At 44.3% G+C, this 21,901-nt stretch carries 17 protein-coding genes and 1 rRNA gene; all 18 read right to left on the bottom strand.

Annotated elements, in window-relative coordinates:
• Complete coding sequence (locus tag B9A22_RS18225; protein WP_084577367.1) at window positions 1–963, bottom strand: hypothetical protein; 963 nt, start codon at window positions 961–963, stop codon at window positions 1–3.
• A gap of 8 nt (window positions 964–971) precedes the next feature.
• Window positions 972–1,664, bottom strand: a complete 693-nt coding sequence (locus B9A22_RS18230; protein ID WP_084577368.1) for a class I SAM-dependent methyltransferase — start codon at window positions 1,662–1,664, stop codon at window positions 972–974.
• 223 nt (window positions 1,665–1,887) lie between these two features.
• Complete coding sequence (locus B9A22_RS18235; RefSeq protein ID WP_084577369.1) at window positions 1,888–4,329, bottom strand: heavy metal translocating P-type ATPase; 2,442 nt, start codon at window positions 4,327–4,329, stop codon at window positions 1,888–1,890.
• Window positions 4,330–4,335: 6 nt separating this feature from the next.
• Window positions 4,336–4,707, bottom strand: coding sequence for an ArsR/SmtB family transcription factor (locus B9A22_RS18240; RefSeq protein WP_084577370.1), 372 nt, complete (start codon window positions 4,705–4,707; stop codon window positions 4,336–4,338).
• 131 nt (window positions 4,708–4,838) lie between these two features.
• Window positions 4,839–5,543: a YaiO family outer membrane beta-barrel protein gene (locus B9A22_RS18245; RefSeq protein ID WP_176215587.1), complete on the bottom strand. Its 705-nt coding sequence runs from the start codon at window positions 5,541–5,543 to the stop codon at window positions 4,839–4,841.
• A 107-nt stretch (window positions 5,544–5,650) separates the two neighbouring features.
• Window positions 5,651–6,553, bottom strand: coding sequence for a hypothetical protein (locus B9A22_RS18250; RefSeq protein WP_084577372.1), 903 nt, complete (start codon window positions 6,551–6,553; stop codon window positions 5,651–5,653).
• Window positions 6,516–8,315: a polysaccharide deacetylase family protein gene (locus tag B9A22_RS18255; RefSeq protein WP_084577373.1), complete on the bottom strand. Its 1,800-nt coding sequence runs from the start codon at window positions 8,313–8,315 to the stop codon at window positions 6,516–6,518. The genes B9A22_RS18250 and B9A22_RS18255 overlap by 38 nt, the downstream gene beginning before the upstream one ends.
• 35 nt (window positions 8,316–8,350) lie before the next feature.
• Window positions 8,351–9,382 carry a bactofilin family protein gene (locus B9A22_RS18260; RefSeq protein ID WP_084577374.1) on the bottom strand — a complete coding sequence of 344 codons (1,032 nt, stop codon included), beginning with the start codon at window positions 9,380–9,382 and terminating at the stop codon, window positions 8,351–8,353.
• A complete protein-coding gene (locus B9A22_RS18265) occupies window positions 9,382–10,659 on the bottom strand; it encodes a glycosyltransferase family 2 protein (RefSeq protein ID WP_084577375.1) in 1,278 nt (425 codons plus the stop codon). Before B9A22_RS18265 ends, B9A22_RS18260 begins: the two co-directional genes overlap by 1 nt.
• Complete coding sequence (locus B9A22_RS18270; protein ID WP_084577376.1) at window positions 10,647–11,432, bottom strand: hypothetical protein; 786 nt, start codon at window positions 11,430–11,432, stop codon at window positions 10,647–10,649. Before B9A22_RS18270 ends, B9A22_RS18265 begins: the two co-directional genes overlap by 13 nt.
• A 265-nt stretch (window positions 11,433–11,697) precedes the next feature.
• Entirely contained in the window at window positions 11,698–13,134 is a 1,437-nt protein-coding gene (locus B9A22_RS18275; protein WP_176215588.1) for an ATP-binding protein, read from the bottom strand.
• Window positions 13,135–13,713: 579 nt separating this feature from the next.
• Window positions 13,714–16,137: a heavy metal translocating P-type ATPase gene (locus B9A22_RS18280; RefSeq protein ID WP_084577378.1), complete on the bottom strand. Its 2,424-nt coding sequence runs from the start codon at window positions 16,135–16,137 to the stop codon at window positions 13,714–13,716.
• 35 nt (window positions 16,138–16,172) lie between these two features.
• On the bottom strand, window positions 16,173–16,442 hold the full coding sequence (locus tag B9A22_RS18285; RefSeq protein ID WP_084577379.1) for a metal-sensitive transcriptional regulator: 270 nt from the start codon (window positions 16,440–16,442) through the stop codon (window positions 16,173–16,175).
• Window positions 16,443–16,648: 206 nt separating this feature from the next.
• Window positions 16,649–17,941: a sensor histidine kinase gene (locus B9A22_RS18290; RefSeq protein ID WP_084577380.1), complete on the bottom strand. Its 1,293-nt coding sequence runs from the start codon at window positions 17,939–17,941 to the stop codon at window positions 16,649–16,651.
• Window positions 17,931–18,614 (bottom strand): response regulator transcription factor, encoded by a 684-nt coding sequence (locus B9A22_RS18295; RefSeq protein ID WP_084577381.1) that lies wholly within the window; start codon window positions 18,612–18,614, stop codon window positions 17,931–17,933. The genes B9A22_RS18290 and B9A22_RS18295 overlap by 11 nt, the downstream gene beginning before the upstream one ends.
• A gap of 39 nt (window positions 18,615–18,653) precedes the next feature.
• Window positions 18,654–20,294 (bottom strand): ArnT family glycosyltransferase, encoded by a 1,641-nt coding sequence (locus B9A22_RS18300; protein ID WP_084577382.1) that lies wholly within the window; start codon window positions 20,292–20,294, stop codon window positions 18,654–18,656.
• Window positions 20,295–20,383: 89 nt separating this feature from the next.
• Entirely contained in the window at window positions 20,384–21,349 is a 966-nt protein-coding gene (locus B9A22_RS18305) for a glycosyltransferase family 2 protein (RefSeq protein WP_084577383.1), read from the bottom strand.
• 295 nt (window positions 21,350–21,644) lie between these two features.
• A 16S ribosomal RNA gene (locus B9A22_RS18310) occupies window positions 21,645–21,901 on the bottom strand; the annotation flags it as partial.

A 21,901-nucleotide genomic window follows, 5' to 3' on the forward strand; every position in this document is an offset into this window, starting at 1 on the left:
TTAGTTAGCCCTCACATACAGTGCAATACCAGCCCCTGCTGCTACTATGGAAAGATATAAACCTGTCCCCAAGGCGGTAACAGTAACCCCTGTCTTAGCCCCAAATATCGAAATATTAGTCGGCAATACACGAGATAAGCCATCATAGATATTATGGAAAAACGAAGTTAACAGTAGAACAAATATGACGTCCTGAGGAGCCAGTGCCCCACTTTGCACCAGTGTTCCGGCAACACCAATCGCCGCTATCAGGGTAGGAATACCAGCAATGATGACTAACACCCCGGCTGCCGTAAGGTTAAACCAGCGTAAAAAAGGTTCAAGCCCGGCAATCACTTCCTTGATAAAGTCTGTATGCAGCAAAACAGTAAAAATAAACGTAATCGGCATAAAGACAACTGCAATATTCCAAAATTGCTTAAAGGCCTTCTTGGCTGCCGCTGCCAGATCGGTATTGTCGACTTGCATACAACAACAGCTTTCTATACGACCCTGCGTCTGGAATACGTCATGTGAAGGAGTGTGCAGCCTGTTCCAGGCAAAACCAATGATCGTAACGAGGGTACTTATTCCAATGTTAATGGCAATAAACGACGTACCCAGATTCCACCCCAGCCCGGCAATCAAAGGCGGGCTAAAGTAGAAAATAGTAAAATAGATGCCAGTCGGCAGCGACCCCATCAAGTAGACTGCCATCAAAGTACTTTTTGTTACAGCACCACTCTTGCCAAACTCGGCTAGCATAGCGTTTGCTGCATATCTATTTAATAGACACAAGATAAAAAACGATCCCAGTGCCTCTGGCAGTTTTCCCAGTGATGTCATCGGCCGCATTGCTTTGCTGAAAAACGCAAAAAATTCCCCGCTTCTCAGCACAACACCACAATAGCACCCCAGAAACATGGCTGGCAGTGCGATTTTCCACATTGCAAAAACATCTGTTAGGGCTAAAGTAATATTCATAGTAATGCTTACTTTTCCGCCAAAACAAACCGGAATATATACGCATCTTCATAAGATGCCTTCAGCCTGTCAGCAATACGTAAAAAACCATCCTCTTTGCGGGAAATATCAATAAAGCCCTGAGGTCTCCGCCGCTGAATTTCTACTTGAAACCCTTCTGCCGCAAAGGTCTCGGCAATAAAGTCCAGTGTATGGGCATTGGACTCTACCAGGCTGTTTTGGTTAATCCACTGTGTAAAATGCTCCAGACTAGGGTTGTCATTGCAATCAGTATAGGTGGCATAATAGACCCCGCCTGGTTTCAACATCTGCTTGACCTTCCATGCATGGGTTTTCAGGTCTTTGATCAGATAAATAACCGCCTGGCTGACAGCCAAATCAAATCTGTTGGCAAACTGCTCCGGGTTTGGTGTCGCCACATAAGTGAGCGGCAGATCGCCTTTGCGAGAATCAGCAACAGCGATTGACTGCTGAGCCAGATCAATACCCATACCTTCTTTAAACGGCTTGGCTTGATATAGAAACCGCAAAAAGCCACCTTGGTTGCAACCGAAATCAAGCACAGTCATATTGGACAGGTCCTGTTCCTGGATTAGATTAATAACCTCTTGCCAACCCCTAATGTGGCTGTCTTCCATTTGCTGTTCGCCCTCTGCGCGGTTTTGCCACCATACGTCATAAAGCTTGTCTTCCTGAACCATACTATCTCCTCCTTGCATAAAAACAGAAATCCACGAAGAGCAGGACATATTCATTGTCCTGTTACCCTTCGTGGATATGTTTTAGTTATTCAGATTTTGATTTTGTTCCAGATAGCTCGCATTCCGACCTTCAGACCGGCATTTGTTAAAATTATAACTTATTCTGCAAAACACTGCAATATACTATTGTGAAAAAATTCAACAATTACTAACTACTCTGACCTCACTTAATTTCACGTACCAGCCTCATCCCATTCAATGTCACCAACAGCGCTGCACCCGTGTCAGCCAGCACGGCCAACCAAAGATTAACAAACCCGGCAAAGGTCCCAAGTACAAACAGCAGTTTCAATGCCAAGGAAAAGGTAATATTCTGCTTAATAATAGCTACGGTTTTACGGCTAAGTTTCATTACATAGGCGAGCTTACTCAAATCATCAGACATAAGGGCAATGTCTGCCGTTTCCAAAGCAGTATCTGAACCGGCAACCCCCATGGCGATACCCACATTGGCAGTTGCCAGCGCGGGGGCGTCATTTACCCCATCACCGACCATTGCTACACTGCCGTATTGGCTGGCCAGCTGTTTAAGGGTTGCGGCTTTATCTTCCGGCAACAGCTCGCTGTAAAAGGCATCAAGACCTAGCTTGCCAGCAACGGCTTGCGCTACCCGGCGGTTGTCACCTGTCAACATGACGACACGTTGTACCCCAGCAGACTTAATATCCGCTACCGCATCAGGGCTGTTATCGCGCAAGGTATCGGCTACAGCAATCGCACCATATATTTCTGTGCCAGCCCCCACCAACATAACCGTTTTTCCTTGCTGCTCTAAGAGTGCCAAGCTGCTTTCATGCGCGGCAAGTGTACAGCCTAATTCCTCAAAGAGCCTTTGGTTTCCCACATAGACGGTGCGACCATCTATGTCAGCCTGTGCCCCCCGGCCAACAAGGGCTTTAAAATTAGTCACTGGCGGTAATCTCTGATTACCAGTATGGGCAACAATAGCCTCAGCCAACGGGTGTTCTGACCATTTCTCAACTGCAGCAGCCAGTATCAGTATCTCTTTAGTATCCAGCTTGCCTGCGAGCTTAATAATATCAGTCACCATTGGTTTACCTACTGTTAAAGTCCCAGTCTTGTCAAAGGCAACAGCCTGGATTTTTCCCATTTGCTCAAGATAAGCACCGCCTTTGATCAGCACGCCATGCCGTGAGGCATTACCGATTGCCGAAACGATAGATACCGGTGTTGAGATAACCAAAGCGCAGGGACAGGAGATAACTAGCAACACCAGCGCACGATAAAACCATAAATCAAAAGCTTCGTTGAAAAAGAGCGTTGGAACAATGGTTAAACCCACGGCTGCCACGATGACTGCTGGTGTGTAGTATTTAGCAAAGACATCAACTAATTGCTGCATGGGCGCTTTTTCAGCCTGAGCTTCTTCTACCATGTGCATGATTTTGGCCAATGTTGAGTCTTCTGCCAGTTTAGTTACTATGATCTCCAGCGCACCTTGTTCATTAACAGTACCGGCATATACACTGTCACCGGTCTGTTTCTCCACAGGCATAGATTCTCCGGTAATGGCGGCCTGGTTGACGGTTGAGCTGCCGCTCGCAACCGTGCCATCCATGGCAAGACGTTCACCAGGCTTAACAATCATTACATCACCAACAACAATATCTTCTACCTGCAGACGCAGTTCTTGCCCGTCTCTTCTTACCAGTGCTTCCCGCGGCGCAAGCTCCATCAGCGCCCGGATAGAGTCACGGGTTTTATCCATGGTATAGGCTTGCAGTGCATTACCCAGTGAAAAGAGAAAGACTACTGTCGCCCCTTCGCTCCATTCACCAATAGCCGCCGCGCCAATAACAGCGATCACCATCAGGAAATTAGTATCAAGTGTCATACTCTTGAGGCCATATAACCCGCTTTTCGCCACATGATAACCGCCAACAACCATAGTCAAACTATACAAGGACACAACAACTTGTTCAGCTATTCCGATCCATTCCAGAACCATGGCAGTCGCCAGCAGCAATCCAGATGTTATGGTTGCCAGCATACGCGGCTTTTGCCACCAGGCCTGTTCCTTGACGGCTGCTTTCCCCACGTCACTGTCGCTAACTGCTTGATAACCGGCCTGCTCCACAGTCTCGATAATATCTTTATCGGTAATACGGTGTTCCACGGTCATTTTACCAGCGCCGAAATTTATCAATACTGTATTGACCCCTGCTAACGCAGCAACACGCTTTTCCAGCTTAGCTGCGCAGTCGGCACAGTCAAGACCAGATAAACGAAAGATGGTTTTATGATAACCGGCCACAGCCTGCGGCTCTTTAGCCAGTGTAGCACTGTAGCCAAAGCCGGTAATAACCTTTACAATCTCATCTACTCCTAAAACATGTTCGTCATAGTTTACCTTCATTTTGCCGGCTGCAAAATTCATCCGAACATCAGCCACGCCGGCAAGACGACGAACAGCTTTTTCCACCTTAGCAGCGCAGTCTGCGCAGTCAAGGCCCTCTACTTGGAATGTTTGATTTACTAATTGCACACTATCAAGAGCTGCTGCCACGCACTCGCTTGCCGTTAGAGCCACTTGGCCGCTGCAGCAGCAACTACAGCCGCAATGGTTGTCTTTATGTTTATGCATAGCTTCTTACCTCCTGCCATCATGAGAAATATGCTCTAACCCCTGACACATCAAAGTAATTACATGATCATCATCAAGTGAATACCAGGCTTCTTTACCCTCTTTACGAAACTTCACCAGCCTTGCGCTGCGCAGAGTACGGAGCTGATGAGATACCGCAGACTGGTTCATCCCCAGCGTCTCGGCAATATCGCATACGCACAGTTCCTGCTTCGATAGCGCATGTAATATCTTGATGCGGGTAGGATCGCCTAATATCTTAAACATCTCGGCTAACTCCTGGATTGTTCTATCCTCCAGCATTCCTGCTCTGGCCAGACAGATTGCCTGGGGATGGAAACAGCGTTCTTCACAAATATCTTTTTCTGTTGCCTTCATGGCACACCTCTCAACGTATGATTATATGTTCATATATAATCATACGTTGACTTATTGCTAAATGTCAATAAAAAAATGAGTCTCCTTTTAAAAAGACTCAGACATACAACATAGATCGAGTATCAAGAAAATCATAATTCCCGGAAAAAACCTAGTGAGACACCTGTTTTGTGGTAGGAATTTTCTAGTTCTACATAGCTGATGTCTCCAAAAAAACCATGCTCACTCCCTAACCAACGCCGGTGGTTTAGGGTAAGCATTCGAGAGTTCTGGTTCACCTCTTGGGGCGTTGCCAGGTATGTTGCCAGATATGCCTGCTTGCCTGATGAGAAAGTAGCTGTTGTCCACTGGTGTTTATCCTGACCATAACTGAGAGACAGCAGGTACGAATAAGAATCAACTGAGCCAGGATCGCTCTGATTTCTAAAAATGCGGTACTCAGCGACCGAGTTTTTGAGATAAGCCATGATCCCTGCAGACAAGATATAATCCTTATGGTCACCAAAATATTGAATATAGCTTCCACCGACAGACCCTACCAATCTTTTTTCCGGGCCAAACTTAAAGTTAAAATTGTTATCTACCCTCGTCCTCGGGAGATAAGCCGACTCAGTTCCTGCTGACAGCGATGTATAGGTGTAGAAAGAATCACTCCAGTCCTTGAAAGCACCCACTGCTGCAAGCTGACCACTTCCTTCGGGCCGTGATAAATGAGAAAGTTGGGTGTACCAAGTCAAATCAGGCCGCTCCTTGCGATAGAAGCCCAAAGATAACGTCTTCCAGTCACCATAATCAGCATGAGGAGAGAGATGTTCATACGATGTAGAGATTTCCATACGATTTTTACGCTCGTCAGCAGGCTTGTCCTCTGCCAAGGACTGTTGGAATGGATATATGATTAAACCCAGAAGCAAGGAAAATAATACAGGTATCATCCTCGTCATCATTTTTCTACCGCTCTTTCCATTTTTCTCCGAGTCAAATTATAGATAATCTGCTGTTCAATAGGAAAGGTTTGCACCAACCCCGCATATTTACCGGTAAATTGCCACCAAAGATGATTTTTCGCATCTGGCTCATCTGTAAGGATATCGTAATAGATGGGAAACAGCTGGGCATATGCATCAGGGTAACTAATCCACCAGGAAGACTTGCTTTGGTACGGCCCTTCGACAGCCCAGGCAAACACCCGATTTTCCGAATCATAGAGATGAGCTATAATTCCATACTTAATAGCTTCACGGACTTTGCTATAGTATGCAATGTCACCTTTGCCTGTAAGCTTTGCCATGGCAAGATATGCCGAGACCCCGCCATAGGCTTCACAGTTGTCCATGAGATATTTAACACGACTATCAGGTAACGCCCGAGTCAGTCCGTCGCTATCCTGCAAAACCGGGAGCAGGTACGCAATATCCTCAATTTTATCCCAATTGGTATGAACAATCCCGATATCTCCGGTCTTGACAACGTATTGGTGAAGGAGGTGGAGAAACAATCCGGCATAGCCATCGACTGAATCGTATTTGCGTGTCGCACGCTCTTTGCCGTCCTGTAGGGAATGAATATATATCGTACCCGTAAGGCCGTGGTGATCCGGGTAGTTGAGCTTGCTGAAATACCACTGAATGAATTGCCCTACCTCGTCAAGATGTCTATCGTTCTCGACTTCGTTGAGTGCCAGAATACTTACAATATAGGGTTCAATAGTGTGCCGCTGTGCAAAGTCACTCGAATAGAACCCCATGATTACTCGGGCTGGATGTTCGGCAAAAGCAGTTCCCTGGATAACAAATAAGAGTAAAATACTAACGAGTGTCAGCCGTAATAAGTTTCTCTTTTTCATTCTTTCCCACCACTGTAAGGTAATAATACCGCTCATCCTCCCGGACTACGATCCCCTCTGCTGTTGGTTTTTGACAGGACTTTTTCGGCAGTGCAATCGTTATGCCTGCCAAGTCATCAAGGTTCTTTAGCGAAATGACGAGTTGCTTCTCTTTAACTCTGAAAGCGTAGGTTGTACTCATAAATCGCAGGAAAAACCTCGCAAAGTCACTCATGGGCCGGACAGTGATTTCTCCAGCAGCTTGCATTGCTTCGGCTCTGTCAATAAAGGCTTTCATGGCCTGGGGATACGCCTCAATATCATAGGGATGGGAATAGACTAGCCGCACGGTCCGATTGCGGGCGGCGTAGCTGAGGATACTGAAAAGCCATTCTGTGACCTCGGTCTCATTCTTATGGTCCAAATCATACATCTCACCAAGCGAGGCCGTTCGGCCAAAAGGCATAACAGGGAAAGCGATGACTTTATCAGATACCATTTTCCCTTCGTAGAAGGTACGATTTGGCCCGCTGCCAGTGTCACCGGTATAATAATAGGCAATGAAACCCATGTCTTCGAGTATCTTGGTTGTGGCCGGTTGAGGATGCAGGCCGCTGGGTGCAGAGTACTCAATTACTTTGTAACCGACAACAGTCTCAAGACTGATGTTGTTTTTCGCAATGAATTCTCTTATCTCCGGCTCTGCGAAAGCTCCCTTGGTAATGTTCTCTGAAAACCAGTTGTGTGCCCAGCCCCCATGCGACCCAATTACACCATAGCCCTTGAGGAGCGTTGTCAACCCCCTTCCTGCCCCAACAGCATCATATCCCAGGCGGTCAAGCGGGGTATCGCGGAAATCTCCGGCAGTAATATGAAAAGAGGCGCGGAGCCCCGGCCGGAGAAAGCCCTCAGCTTGCATAGCAGGCAATGTAGTATGTTCTATACTGGAATCAATATGCCAGTTGATGACAATGCCACCCTGACCTTGCTCAACATTGGTGATATGCGGAATTTCAACCACGTCAAAAAGAAATGTTCTGAGCATTGACCTGAGCGGCAAATCGTCTGTGTTAGCTTTAAGATGGCCAAGGGGTAGATTAACATACAGAACTCTGCCCTTGGCATATTCTGTGAGAACTAAAGAAGGAAACCTTTCGTTATTTGCTGCCTCACTATAAGCATAAATACCGGTTTCTGGAATATCCCGAACTGATACATTTCTGGCCAAGGGATATTTAAGCGGCCCATAGCCGTAGCTGCTGAGTACCAGCCCATCTATCGTTTTACCCATAGGGATTTGAAAGAAATCACGATTTTCCTTGGAGGAAAACCTAACATATCCATAGCCATAGGCCTCTGTACCTGCTGTGCTGTAGGTAATATAATTCAGGCCAATAATATCCGCAAAAGCCGCATGTTCTCGAAAGTGTCCATGATCATCCCTGATTCCAGCGTCGTAAATAACTGCGATATTTCCCCCATTAGCGAGATATTGCTTTGTCCAGTCATCAAACTGAGCAGGAACACTCTGAAGGAGGTTGTCCGGCATAATCACAACCGGAACAGTTTTTACAAGTTTGCCAGCATCAACTCGGGTGAGCTGCAAGACGTCAACGGTTTCATAGGGAACGCCCTCCTCCTGTAACACACTTTCATAAGCTGCAAGTATGTGGGGGGCATTTTTCAGGTAGGCGGGATGATATACGAGCAGGACCCTAATCTCATCCTCCTTAGGCACAACCATAAGTTTTCTTATTGCCGGAACAGCAAGGAAGGCAATCACAATGCCGATACTAAAGAGTAAAATAAGCGCCTTTTTTATATTACTCTCCCCTCCCCTTCGGTTGAAACAAATCCGAATACGCTGACCCCACGGTGAAAAGTAATTCCCTTCTTGCTGATGACTGACTTAATTTTTCCATGAGAACCAACTGCTACGCCGTCCTCCAAAGTAATGTGTCCTTGCGTAAATATTGTGCCCAGAACCCGGCAATATGGTCCAAGACGGATATTGCCTCCGGCAAAAATATTGCCTGTAATGGTAACTGAGTGGGCGGCAACCAGGTCACCATGGGTTTTTACATGCCCCTCGATAATCGTGTGTTCTCCAATAGTCAGAGAATGGGCGGTAATTATGTCACAGTTTTTCCGGCTGCGGGCTGGGAGTACCGCGAGGTTGCGTTGCATATCCTCTTGCTGAGAGGCAGGACCAGCCTCAACGAAATCGCCGGCGGCTACCCGCTCTGGAGCAGTATATGCCATAGTGGAAGTCATTGTCGTAACCGGAAAGCCATAAAGCCTTTTAAATGAGCACCCTCCAGCCAGGAACAGTTCTTTGCCACAGGCGGCGCTGACACCAAGCTCACTCTCCTCTTCAGCCCGGATACTGCCTTCCGCATCCAGCCATCGGATAAACCTTGTCCTCCCAAGAATATGAATATCGCCATCACAAGCCAAAGCACGAAGCTCATTGCCCTCACCGAGGCATGCGTTCCCCCTCACATAGACTTCCTTTTCAAATCGTACATTTCTTCCGGACTGAAGATTGTTTTCAACATAGTAAATAGTTGCTACGGAACCGCCATCTTCAACAACGGCGTCATCCACCACTTCAATTAATTCCTGCTTTGAAAGTTTGATATGGAGAAACCCTGACATACCTGTGTAATTGGCAAGCGATTTTATTACTATTTGCCGAAAAGATAACCCAAAGTACCGGGGATTCCTGCGATAATCCATGTTAATAAACAAAGGCTCAGCATCTTTTCCGTTCAACATCTCGCGCAGCCCTGGAGCAAACGGCAAAAAAAGCAATAAGATTAGCAAGGAGCAGAACAAAAGCAGCAGCATTAAACATACTCCTTCACAACTGGGCCCTTCCTAAAACGCTCCGTCTTCTGCCAGATGGTTTTTCGAGAGGTGATCACATCAATGACGGCATCGGCAAAGCCTTTTGAGATATACCACATATTAAAAAAGAAATTAAAAATCAACAACGGCAGCAGCAAAATACGTTGCGGAGTTCCGTCCAAAAAGCAAGCCGTCCCCACCTGATAAAATGGAGCAAAATTGCCAAAGGTACTGTACGCCCCGATAAAAAGCAGAAAACCCAGTCCCGAAACAATTTGCATCTCGCCGAAAAAGAACAGGGCAAGCGAACAGCACAGTCCCAGCAAAAGGAAAACAGGTACTGAGTAGACGATTAGGAGCAGCATACCATCAAGTTTTTCACGTAACGAGAGGTATGGTGATTTCATTACAGGAAGAAAGTATTTAAAAAACACATCATTGTGCCCCCTGGACCAGCGCCTAATTTGTCGCGCTCGTACACCCCAAGTTTCAGGTACTTCTTCATAACACTCGGCCCGGTTAGCATAAAGCACTTTCCAGCCATTAATTGACAACCGGTACGTCAGTTCAGTATCTTCGGCCAAGACTTTTGTGTTGAAATAGCCAAGCTTGGCAACTACACTCCTTCTAAAGCCGCCAACGGTGCCGCCGTACTGTGGCATAAGGCCCAGATTATAACGAGCCTGCTGGTCTACCTGATAGCCTCCCGAGCGTTCAAGATCAAGCAGCCGTGTGAGCAGGTTGGTCTTAGTATTGACAGGAACCACCCGTCCCATGACAGCCCCTACTTCCGGGTCCTTAAAGCAGACAGCAATATCCTTGATAATTCCACAGGGCGGCAGATAGTCGGCATCAAAAACGATGATAACCTCGCCACTTGCTTTTTTGATTGCTTCATTTAGAGCTGCAGGCTTGCCGCGCTCACCGTCGTAGCGGTGAATAGGCTTGACAACAGAATATTGAGCGGCATAAACATCTAGAATTTCTTTTGTTCCATCCTGAGAAAAGTCGTTGATCGGTATAATCTCGAGCTTATCCATATTGTAGTCAGTCTTTAGCAGCTGTTCGATCACATGGGCTGCAACTTTTTTCTCATTATGCATAGGGATTAGCACCGATACTGTGTCCAAATCGGAGTCAATGATGTCGTGATAATACAATCGTTGTTCCCCGAAAAGCCTATTCAGGGTAAACACGAAATGCCTAAGGGAATACACCACCATTAACCCGATCGTGAATAATAGATAAGCTTTCAAGAGGAGTATCACCATCGCCATACTGAAACATCCTCCTTTGTCTTAGCCGTCAGCCGGGTGACGTGGATGCTATAGATTCCCACGATATAGGCGAAATCTATTAACGGGCCAAGAACGAAAAAAAGTACTGCCATGTAAAGTAGCGATGCCTTCGCCAGAATGAAAAGAAAAACGGCATACCTGACTGTCCCAAAGACCAGAGCATATACACATGTTATGCCCATGGTTAAACACTTTGAAATTAGACTTGAAGGCAGCGGTAACAGGGCAAAGCCCATTATGAGAGGGACAAAGAACAAAATACTAATCTGTTGAACCATATAGAGGTATGAATAATCGGTAATATCATACGGAAACAGGCCAGGAGCGACCACAAAAAATGTCGATGACAGCAGCTGAACAGCTACAATCATCATGAAAAAAATATTGAGAGGATTTGCCCTGCATAAATACACCTGAAATAATAGCAATACCAGGCAAACAAGAGCATTTCCCAACGAAAAGAAGAACTCCGGAAACTTGCCTGGTAAATCAATAAAGTATATATAACCAACAACATCAATAAAATTCGTCTCGGCGATAGTTATTGTGTCTTGAAAAAAAGGGGCCAATGTGATCTCCGTTATTAAACATATAGCGCGAGTAATCTGGGGATAAAAATAGGCAGTCAAAGCGGCCAATGGAACAGCAAAACATCCGAATTGCAGTAAAAAAGTCGCGACTGAACCAGGCAGCTTACGATAGGAGCGATGAAATAAAATAACGGCTTTCCCGTTGTCTAGCTTAGTTCGCATACTGGTCTCCCAGGGTCCGGGCTTGGACACTTCTAGCGTTAATATTCAGTAAATCAAAAGAGATGAAGTAAGCTCGTATTAAGTCAATAATACAACTGCAAAGTATTTATGTCAACAAAGCTATCTCTATAGTAAAGAAAGTTGCTAAGATAGTTATTCCCAACTACCTTAGCAACTTTACGTTAGTTAACACAATTCCTCGGTCTATTATCCTGAAAAATAGCATTTTCATTCTTTGATGGTGCCGTTATAACGGCATGACTGTCTAGCCGCACATATCCCTGCCTTCGTTTTCCTGTGAATCAGCCGCTCTAAAAGAAACAATTACTGTAGTTCCCCGCCCTAAATTAGATTCTATCCGAATATCGCCGCCGTGCCTATCCACGATACTCTTACACACTGCAAGCCCTAGCCCTGTAGCCTGATCCTTTGTAGTATAAAAGGGATCAAATATTTTATCCAAATGTTCGTCACTAATACCGCAGCCATTGTCTCTAATGCATAATTCAATGACTCCACAGTGATCTAGGGTAGATATCTCAAATGTCCCACCTTGCTCCATAGCCTCTAACGCGTTGCGTGTGAGGTTTGAAATTAATTGGACTATCTCTTTGCCGTCCAAATTAACTATTGGCAACGCATTTTTGAGTGACAGCGACACAAAAATTCCCCTGTTTTCTGACTCGGCATAGATAAGTGGTGCCATGGCTTCTATGATTTGATTAAGTTGCATTAGCTGCTTGTCCACTCTCTTATTGCGTGCTAACGACAGAAAATCCGTAACAATCATATTAATATGCTTGAGTTCTTCTAATATCACTAATGCTCGTTCTCGCCACTTTGCATCGGCTTTATTGGACATCATTTGAATAAAGCCCATCACTACCGTCATCGGGTTACGAATTTCATGAGCAACTCCGGCAGCCATCCTAGATACTAAATTTAGCCGATCTAGTTTTATCATTTCTTCCTTTACTTTTTCTCGTCTTTCAAACTCGTTAGCAAGGTGCTGTCTCAATGTACTAACTGTATCAAGAACCGGCACCAATTGTGGGAATTCCTGCAATTTTACTCTATCAAAATCACCAGACTTTACTTGCATAACAAAATTAACCAGCGACTTATCTAATTTCGTAAATGTCCACTTAATAGTCATCAATACTGCCAGCCAAATAGCACAAATAATACCCAGATTTCGAAAAAGGAGAAAGTAGAATTCAGACTCTATATCTTCCGTCTTAATGTCCGCCCATACATGACCTACGATCTTACCATTGTTGTGAAGAGGGTAAGTAACAGCTAATAACGGCCCCTCACCTGGTATAGTACTTTTATTAAGATACGCGGTTTCCATACGGCTTGTCTCATACACCACCAAAGAGCTATCTGATGCCTTCACTCCTAGGAAGCTATTGTCCCAAGGCCATACAGCAACTACTTTAAGTTCTGGCGAATAATATCCTAGATTATGACCAGGATACCACGCTGCCACCTCTGTTACAATTGGCTGAAGTTGTCTATTCAAAGCCCGAAGCTTGTCTTCATTGGTGCCAGAAAAAACGTTCTCTTGTCTCAGTATTTCTTCAAAGGACTGTGGTAATCTTTGTGCCAGAGCAGAGACGATTTTAGCTAATTGTACTTCTTTTTCATACAGCAGCAGCCGGTGGGTGCGGGAAGCATTATTATATGTCCATATTAACATAGGTAGAGATACAATCATCGTAATAATTAAATAGGCCCGTTTATGAACTGAAACAGGTAACAATTAACTCACCCCTTCAATAATATCATAATACGGTTATTCATCTAAAATCTGCATACAATCCACCTTAAATTGTTTGTAGAAAAAACAGCCCCCTTCGATGAAGCATATAAATTTTTAAATAAAAAATCAGACCTCTAGTAATGCCTACAGTAAATCCCCTTATAATCGTGGAGTATAAACAGTTGGCTATTCTTAAGCTCTGGTTGCGCTAGTTATTTGGTTTTCTAGTACTAATAATCTTTGACTTCTGCTGAAGTACTTACTATCCGAACTATCCAGATAAACCTCCTTTGGCTAATCATTTTGCATCTTTTCGACTAATTTGAATAAAATTGAACATTATGCTCTTTTAAATTATACCATAAAATTCCTTGTAAATATATGACATAACATTATTTTCCAAGAAAAATACAAATATATTTATCAACAATATCACAGGCTAAGGCTTTGAAGAATTTATGTTCTTTTAAGGCAAGCAGCCCTCCACTAATCAGAGGGCTGCTTGCGTAATGTCGTTTAATCCTTATACGGCTTAAACCGTTTCAGTCTAAGTGCATTGGTTACCACCGAAACCGAACTAAAGGCCATTGCCGCGCCTGCCAGTACAGGTGATAGAAATCCTGCTGCCGCGACTGGGATGCCAAGCGAATTATAGATAAGCGCCCAGAATAGATTCTGCTTAATATTGCGCATAGTTGCCTTACTTAAGCGAATAGCAGCTACAATACCAGTCAGGTCACCCCGCATTAGCGTAATATCTGCCGCCTCAATAGCAACATCGGTGCCTGTGCCAATGGCAAAGCCGACATCGGCCGTTGCCAACGCCGGAGCATCGTTAATGCCATCACCGACCATAGCCACAACCTTACCCTCTTTTTTAAGAGCCTCAACCTTTTCAGCTTTGTGCTCTGGCAGTACTTCAGCCATAACGCTGGTTATACCGACAGTTTGGGCGATAGCCTGGGCAGTCCGGGTGTTATCACCGGTTATCATCCATACCTCAATACCCATTTTTTTCAGCTCGGCTACAGCTTGAGCAGAATGCTCTTTCACCGTATCAGCCACGGCGAATAAACCGCTGAGCTTGTTTTCTAAGGCAAACAGCATGACTGTCTTACCTTGCAATTCCAACTGTTCGATTTGAGTAACAGCTGATTCAAACTCAATATTATTTTTCAGCATTAGTTTGCGGGTACCCACTAAAACTCTTTTTCCTTCAATGGTAACCTCAACCCCGTACCCAGGAATAGCAGTAAATGACTCAGGGTCGTTAAGAGATACGCCTTGTTTTTGCCCGTACTTAACAATAGCTTGCGCCAAAGGATGCTCAGAGTTTTTCTCTGCCCTGACAGCCAGGCGTAGGAGTTCAGCTTCAGCAAGTCCAGCAAACGGCACAATATCAGTAACTTCAGGCTCACCCTTGGTAATTGTGCCTGTTTTATCAAGGACAATGGTTGTCAGTCTATGGGCATTCTCTAAGTGCTCAGCACCTTTGATCAATATCCCGTTTTCCGCGCCTTTACCTGTCCCTACCATAATCGATGTCGGTGTAGCTAATCCAAGTGCGCAAGGACATGCGATGACTAATACGGCAGTGAAATTGACCAACGCCCGCGAGAAATTACCTGGGTCCAGAATAAAAAACCATACCACAAAGGTTAGCAGCGACAGTCCTACAACGACCGGTACAAAATATGCTGATACCACGTCGGCAAAGCGCTGAATTGGTGCTTTAGATCCTTGGGCTTCTTCGACAATGCGCACAATTTGAGCTAAAGCAGTATCTTTGCCAACTTTAGTGGCCTTAAATTTGAAGGTGCCAAATTTGTTGATGGTTGCGCCAATTACCTGATCACCCGTCTTTTTATCAACAGGCAAACTTTCACCGGTAAGCATCGACTCATCCAGCGTTGATGTCCCTTCAACAATAACGCCGTCGACCGGAACTTTTTCGCCAGGACGCACCACCACGATATCCCCGGCCAAGACTGATTCGACCGGAATATCAATTTCCTGTCCATCGCGCAGCACTCTGGCCGTCTTGGCCTGCAGCCCCATAAGCGCCTTAATGGCCTCAGAGGTCCGCCCTTTGGCAGTGGCTTCAAGTAATTTACCCAAAATAATTAGCGTAATTAGAATAGCTGATGTCTCAAAATATAGATCAGGTGCATGTCGAAGTACGTTAGCGATACTATAGAAATAGGCAGCCGACGTTCCAAGCGCGACCAGAACATCCATGTTCGCGCTGCCGTTCTTAAGCACGATATAAGCCCCTCGGTAAAACTGCCAGCCTGCAATAAATTGGACAGGAGTTGCCAATACCAATTGGAGATAGGGATTCATCAATAACTCGCTAGCCCAGCCCTTTACTCCAAGCATGTGCATGGCCATAGCCAATAGTAGCGGCAGGGAAAAACCTGCAGCTAGCAGAAGGCGAAAGCGTTGTCTACTTATCTCTGCTTCACGGGCCTGCTTCTCTTTGTCTACCGCGGCAGTATCTGCTAAATCATGAGCACCAAACCCAAGTTTTTCAATTTTACCCTTAATATCGTTTAAAGTAGTTACACCAGGATAATACTCTACCGTAGCCTTCTCCACTGCCAGATTGACAACAGCATTGGTTACACCAGTCAGTTTGCTCAAGCCTCTTTCCACGCGACCTGAGCAGGCCGCACAGGTCATACCGGTAATCTTTAAGTCTACCTTATCCTTGATAACCTGATAGCCCAAGTCTTCAATCTTATGTGCTATCTCGCTCAGGCTAATCTGCGAGCGATCATAGGTTATAGAAGCCTTCTCAGTGGCAAGATTAACGGCGGCCTTTTCTACTCCTTTGAGTTTGGCGAGCCCGCGTTCCACCCTGCCTGAGCAGGCGGCACATGTCATGCCTCCGATCTTTAAAAAGACAGTCTCTACAGATGCTCTGTTTGAATCAGTCATATTTTCACCCCTTTACCTCTTGTAGCATGCCACTCTTACTTTGTGAACTTAGATAAGACGCCCATCAACTCATCGACAGCCTCTTCAGTACGGTTTTCTTTTATAGCATTAACCACACAACTCTTTGTGTGACTTTCAATCATAATGAGCGCTACCTGATTGAGTGCGGCTCTCGCTGCCATAATCTGCTGCAGAATATCCACACAGTAACGACCCTCATCTACCATTTTCTCAATTCCGTTGATTTGTCCACTTGTTCGCCTTAGTCTTTTTTTAATATCTGTCTTTTCCCGTTCATCTAGCATATAGATCCTCCTACTATACCCCCGTATAGTATTTATTATAAAACCAAAATCAATGTACTGTCAATTCTTTTAGTCTTACCTAAGAAAAAACTGGCTAACCATATTTAAATTAAAAATGCAGACTTGCAAGAACCATTCATTTAAAGAAGCCCCGAGTGATACCGGCTGGCAGCCGGTATCACTCGGGGCTTCACCCAGAATATTAATTAGCTAGGCAAGCTTACAATGAAAGTGCTGCCGACACCGACAGAGCTTTCAACTTTAATTGTTCCGCCATGAGCTTCCACTATCCATTTTGCAATGGACAGACCTAGCCCAGTTCCCCCCGCGTCCCTGGATCTTGCTTTATCTATTCTGTAAAACCGTTCAAAAATAAGTTGCTGCTGGTCTTCGGGAATACCCTGCCCGTTATCTTGTACGATGATATTGACTGTCCGCTTCGAACCAGTCACCTGTTTGACAGTGAGGATTACCGCTCCTTCGTGCTGTATAAATTTTAAAGCATTATCAATTAAAATCAAAAAAAGCTGGTTAATTCGTTCTCTATCTGCTTGTATAAAAAGATTGTTTGTTCCGACAAACTCAAGCTTGATCCCTTTTTCAGCTGCTACTGGTTGAAAAGAACGGATTACCTTTTCTGCCACATTGTTGATGTCAAACTTTTCTTTAAAAAGGTTTGTCGCACCGGCATCAGCTCTTGCAAGAGTTAATAAATCAGCTACAATTTTTGTCATTCTCTTGATTTCACTTTTCATATCATCAAGAACCTGTTCAGAGAATGTCGAAAACTTATTTTCGTCATCTGTTCGAATTGCATCAACAGAAGAAAGCATAACACTCAGAGGAGTACGAAGTTCATGAGATGCATCTGCAACGAACTCACGTTGTCTGGAGAAAGAGTTTTTTATAGGAATAATTGCCCGCCCCGCCAGTACATGTCCGGCAAAAGTTGCAATAACAAGAAATAACAGGCATACAGTGCTCAGCACTAGCAATAACCGTTTTAACATTATGCAGTAGGACGTAATATCTTTACCTACGAAAACAGTACCTAACGCACGGTCTCCCTCATAAACTTTCAGACTGCATATCATAAAGTAATTTTTATTGTCGCTTGGAAGATGTAGTTTGGTTAATATCGCTTCCCCATCAGCACCTTTCCAGCTACCTATGCTTTCTATAATAGCGGCACGTACTTCGGGAGCTGGCTCACTGGCGGAAACCTGTTGATTATTCATATCAAATACGTAGTGAAAGAGTTTGCCATCATTTTGCTCATCATCTTCCACGAAAGGTTGATTCGCTGACAATTGTTTCTGCCGAAGTACGTTAATATGTTCATGAGCTTCTTCTTTAGCAAATGCCTCTACATCTAGCTGCTCTTCTCGGTATAGCACCCAAACCAACCCAGTGTAACTTGCAATAATGAATGAGATAAGAAAACATACCATAACTGCAGCATACACCATAGTAAGGCGGTTGCGAATTTTAGCAAACATGATGAGCCTCCAACTTGAAACCTACCCCTCTTACATTTTGGATTACCACGTCACCCTCTGGCAGGTTAATTTTTCTCCGCAACAAACGCACATAAGCATCAAGGTTATTGGGTGATACGTCAGATTCTAGCCCCCAGACTCTATCTAATATAACCTCTCGTGGTACTACCTGCCCTTTGTTTTGAACAAGCAAATCCAGTAACTGAAATTCGCGGCTAGTAAGCTGTACTTCAGTTTCCTTAAATTGAACGCTGCGGCTCGAACGATTTAGAATAAGGTCGCCCAATTGTACTATATCTTCTTTCAGCTTGGTGCTACTGCGGCGTGATAAAGCGCGGAGCCGAGCAAGTAGTTCTACAAACTCAAACGGTTTTACAAGGTAGTCATCGGCTCCTGTATCCAACCCTAACACCCGATCGACGACGTCATCTTTTGCTGTAAGCATTAATATTGATCCTTGATACCCGCCTTTGCGTAGGTGATCGCAAACCTCAATTCCAGTTTTAACTGGCATCATCCAATCTAAAACAATGACATCATAGGGGGAATGGATTGCGTACTCTATCGCAGTGTCACCCTGTGTAACCCAATCCACCTGCACTTCGGCCTTTTCCAACATACGTTTAATTAGATTACCTAGCTTGGCATCATCTTCAGCAAGCAATATACGCATCTCTGTAACTCCTTTTCTCAATGCCTGGAACGATATCTGTCAGACGCCAAGATAGTAATAGCTAAATCCATCTTTAGTCCGCAAAAGTCTAGGATTGAGATTCTTCGACTCTTCCAAAAATCTTTTCCTTTTATCTTCAGGTACTATAATCACTATACTATCCTTTTTTGCATTCGTCACGAAATTTGAAAGTGATTCAGTAGGCATCGTGTACTTACTTGACCAGCTTAATGACCCTGGTTGGGGTGATGTTGCCTCTTCTGACGAAGTAACTTTCACGGCAACTTTGCCACTATAATATACAGCAGAGGTGCTATAGAATTCATAAAGACCAATTTTATTTCCGTTATACTCTATCATATTTTGCGCAAGCTCTTTTCCCGATTTACTATCAGCCATTGCAGAAAAAACAAAAAGTGATAGCGTCATGTACACTGCAATTTGGCATAAACAGAGCAACCCTAAAGCATGTTTCGTGGGTTGTTTTTTAATTTTCCACCAGGTAAGTATCACTAGGCTTCCCACGGCAGCAACAAGCCACGGACTCCCGAGATAACGATATGCTGCAGCAAGATAGGCGAGAGTCGCTAAAACCATTGGAATGCCCACCCAATAAATAATGGTTCTCTGATTATCCTGGTTGATCAATTGTTCTAGATAAATTCCCGCTATCACCGCTAACGGGAAAAACATAGGAAAAGTATAGGTAAGATATTTGGTAGCCATAAACGAGTAAAAAGTGAAATAAACGCCAACCCAGATGAAGCTAAATAACCATAACGAAGATTTGCGCAAAGATCGGTCTTTGCAACCAGCAATCATAGCCTTCAGCGTAATCGGTGACCAAGGTAACATACCAAGTAAAAATATTAAAACATAATAATAACTCACATTATCTTTAGGATGTTCTGAAACCGTCGCACGCAAATAGTTATGAACACCAAAAAATATATTAACAAAGTCAGACCCGTAATCAAAATACATGGCAGCATACCACGGCAAGGCGACCATAGAAAAAATAAGAACTCCGGCAGGTATATACATTCTCCTAAGTTCTGCCCAATTGCGCTGCACCCCAATAAATATCACCATAACAAGTCCAGGCAACAGTAAGCCCACCGGCCCTTTTGTTAAGACGGCCAAAGCCATACTGGCATACATAGCAAAATACCAGCGTTTTGTATCGTCTACTCTGGTATAACCAAGATAGAAGAATGCTAATGCCGCGTTGTTAAATACAAACAATACCATATCGGTAATCACAAATTTTGCGAGCAATACATACTCTAACGATGTCCCCAGGACAAGGGCCCCTAGCAACGCTGCTGCCTGACTCGCGGTCTTGGTTAAAAACCAATACACCATAACCACACCAACCCCGGCAAACAAGGCAGGAACCAAACGCGCTGCCAAGTCGGAGAACCCAAAAACCTTGAAAGCAATGGCTGTTAACCAATAAAAGAAAACCGGTTTGTCAAACCATACGTTCCCGTAGATTCTGGGAGAAAGCCAGTCTGAACTTTCTACCATTTCTTTTGCAGTAAGCACATAATTTGACTCTACAGGGTCTGTTATTGGCACAAGGTGGCTAAACAACAGATATGAAATGAAGGAAACCAGGAACAATCCCAGACAGAGGTCTCGAGAGCGAACAGTCGCTATAGATATTGAAGTAATCACAAAAATTCCTCCTTGGATAATAGCTGCTATCTTTATGAATCAATAAGATTTCATCTTTATTAGTAGCCCTTATTCCTTCCGCCTTAGTCTCATGCAACAGTTTCTATCTTTTTAGGCGCTGCCTCCACATTACTTTTTAGCTCTTCTCGTACCCAATACAAAGGGCGCTCTTTTACTTCTTCAAAAATCCTGCCAATATATTCACCGATAATACCTAATCCTACAAGTTGCAGTCCTCCCAGCAGCAGCACACTGGCTGCGATGGTAGCCCATCCCGGAACGGCATCTGCGGTAAACAACTTAGTATAGACTACGTCGATCGTTAAAACTAAGCTTAGCAGACCGGATAAAATGCCCATATAAAAAGCCAGGCGAAGCGGCAATCTGGAATAAGCGGTAATACCATCAAGGGCAAAATTCAACATTTTTCTTAGCGAAAATTTGGACTTACCAGCAAAACGTTGCGGGGCTACAAATTCGATTTGTGTTTGCCTATAGCCCATGGCGCCAATTATACCGCGGATAAATCTTGCCTTTTCTTTGAAGCTTTTAAAAGTATCTACCGCTTTTCTGTCAAGCAACCTAAAGTCTGATCCACCTTCAGCCATATTAATATTCGACACAGAGTTAATTATCCGATAAAATATTTTCGACGTAAATCGTTTAAACCACGAAACCCCTTGCGTATCTTTGCGGATAGTTTGAACGACCTCAAAGCCATCTTCCCACCTATTTATTAAAATCGGCAACATTTCTGGGGGATGTTGCATATCACCATCCATAGTAATGACCGCATCGCCATGGGCATGATCAAGACCACAACTTAATGCTAATTGATGTCCAAAATTACGTGCTAAAATAATAGCACGAACTCTAGTGTCCTGTTGGGTTAACTTGTTTAAGATTAAAACAGTTTCATCCGTAGAACCATCATCAACAAAAATTAGCTCAAATGGATAGCCCTTAGGTTCCATATGTTTACAAACCTCTTGATAAAATACTGCCACGTTCTCCTGCTCGTTATATACAGGTACAACAATTGAAATATATTTCATAGTATCTCTCCTCACAATCGCATAGATCAGCGATAGCTATTGCTGCATTTCTTAGTAATTATAGCAATCGATTCTGAAAACAAAATGAAAAAGCTAAGTAAGAATTCATTAATGTTGTAACAAAACCAAAAGGCAAAAGCCTGCAAGGATTATTCCCTGCAGGCTTTTGCCTTTAGCAATATTGTTAGTCTCGTTTCCACATTCCCTCAAAACTAAACAATGTAAGTGTAATGTATCTGCCAAGATGTACCGACCTAGGATTTCAGACTATATTTCAAGCCCGTAATCTCCCTAGAAAGGAGGTGATCCAGCCGCACCTTCCGATACGGCTACCTTGTTACGACTTCACCCCAATCATTGACCCCACCTTAGACGGCTAGTTCCATCGCAGGTTACCCCACCGGCTTCGGGTGTTGCCAACTTTCGTGGTGTGACGGGCGGTGTGTACAAGGCCCGGGAACGTATTCACCGCAGTATGCTGACCTGCGATTACTAGCGATTCCGACTTCACGGAGGCGAGTTGCAGCCTCCGATCCGAACTGAGAGCTTGTT

This window comes from Sporomusa malonica (assembly GCF_900176355.1).
In the GTDB taxonomy this organism is placed as follows: domain Bacteria; phylum Bacillota; class Negativicutes; order Sporomusales; family Sporomusaceae; genus Sporomusa; species Sporomusa malonica.

What these genes read in the sequence shown, in the direction of transcription:
- B9A22_RS18280 (WP_084577378.1), bottom strand. Translation starts at nt 16,137, where the DNA reads ATGACTGATTCAAACAGAGCATCTGTAGAGACTGTCTTTTTAAAGATC.
- B9A22_RS18240 (WP_084577370.1), bottom strand. Translation starts at nt 4,707, where the DNA reads ATGAAGGCAACAGAAAAAGATATTTGTGAAGAACGCTGTTTCCATCCC.
- B9A22_RS18305 (WP_084577383.1), bottom strand. Translation starts at nt 21,349, where the DNA reads ATGAAATATATTTCAATTGTTGTACCTGTATATAACGAGCAGGAGAAC.
- B9A22_RS18245 (WP_176215587.1), bottom strand. Translation starts at nt 5,543, where the DNA reads ATGGAAATCTCTACATCGTATGAACATCTCTCTCCTCATGCTGATTAT.
- B9A22_RS18225 (WP_084577367.1), bottom strand. Translation starts at nt 963, where the DNA reads ATGAATATTACTTTAGCCCTAACAGATGTTTTTGCAATGTGGAAAATC.
- B9A22_RS18295 (WP_084577381.1), bottom strand. Translation starts at nt 18,614, where the DNA reads ATGCGTATATTGCTTGCTGAAGATGATGCCAAGCTAGGTAATCTAATT.
- B9A22_RS18235 (WP_084577369.1), bottom strand. Translation starts at nt 4,329, where the DNA reads ATGCATAAACATAAAGACAACCATTGCGGCTGTAGTTGCTGCTGCAGC.
- B9A22_RS18270 (WP_084577376.1), bottom strand. Translation starts at nt 11,432, where the DNA reads ATGCGAACTAAGCTAGACAACGGGAAAGCCGTTATTTTATTTCATCGC.
- B9A22_RS18290 (WP_084577380.1), bottom strand. Translation starts at nt 17,941, where the DNA reads ATGTTTGCTAAAATTCGCAACCGCCTTACTATGGTGTATGCTGCAGTT.
- B9A22_RS18230 (WP_084577368.1), bottom strand. Translation starts at nt 1,664, where the DNA reads ATGGTTCAGGAAGACAAGCTTTATGACGTATGGTGGCAAAACCGCGCA.
- B9A22_RS18250 (WP_084577372.1), bottom strand. Translation starts at nt 6,553, where the DNA reads ATGAAAAAGAGAAACTTATTACGGCTGACACTCGTTAGTATTTTACTC.
- B9A22_RS18260 (WP_084577374.1), bottom strand. Translation starts at nt 9,382, where the DNA reads ATGCTGCTGCTTTTGTTCTGCTCCTTGCTAATCTTATTGCTTTTTTTG.
- B9A22_RS18285 (WP_084577379.1), bottom strand. Translation starts at nt 16,442, where the DNA reads ATGCTAGATGAACGGGAAAAGACAGATATTAAAAAAAGACTAAGGCGA.
- B9A22_RS18275 (WP_176215588.1), bottom strand. Translation starts at nt 13,134, where the DNA reads ATGTTAATATGGACATATAATAATGCTTCCCGCACCCACCGGCTGCTG.
- B9A22_RS18265 (WP_084577375.1), bottom strand. Translation starts at nt 10,659, where the DNA reads ATGGCGATGGTGATACTCCTCTTGAAAGCTTATCTATTATTCACGATC.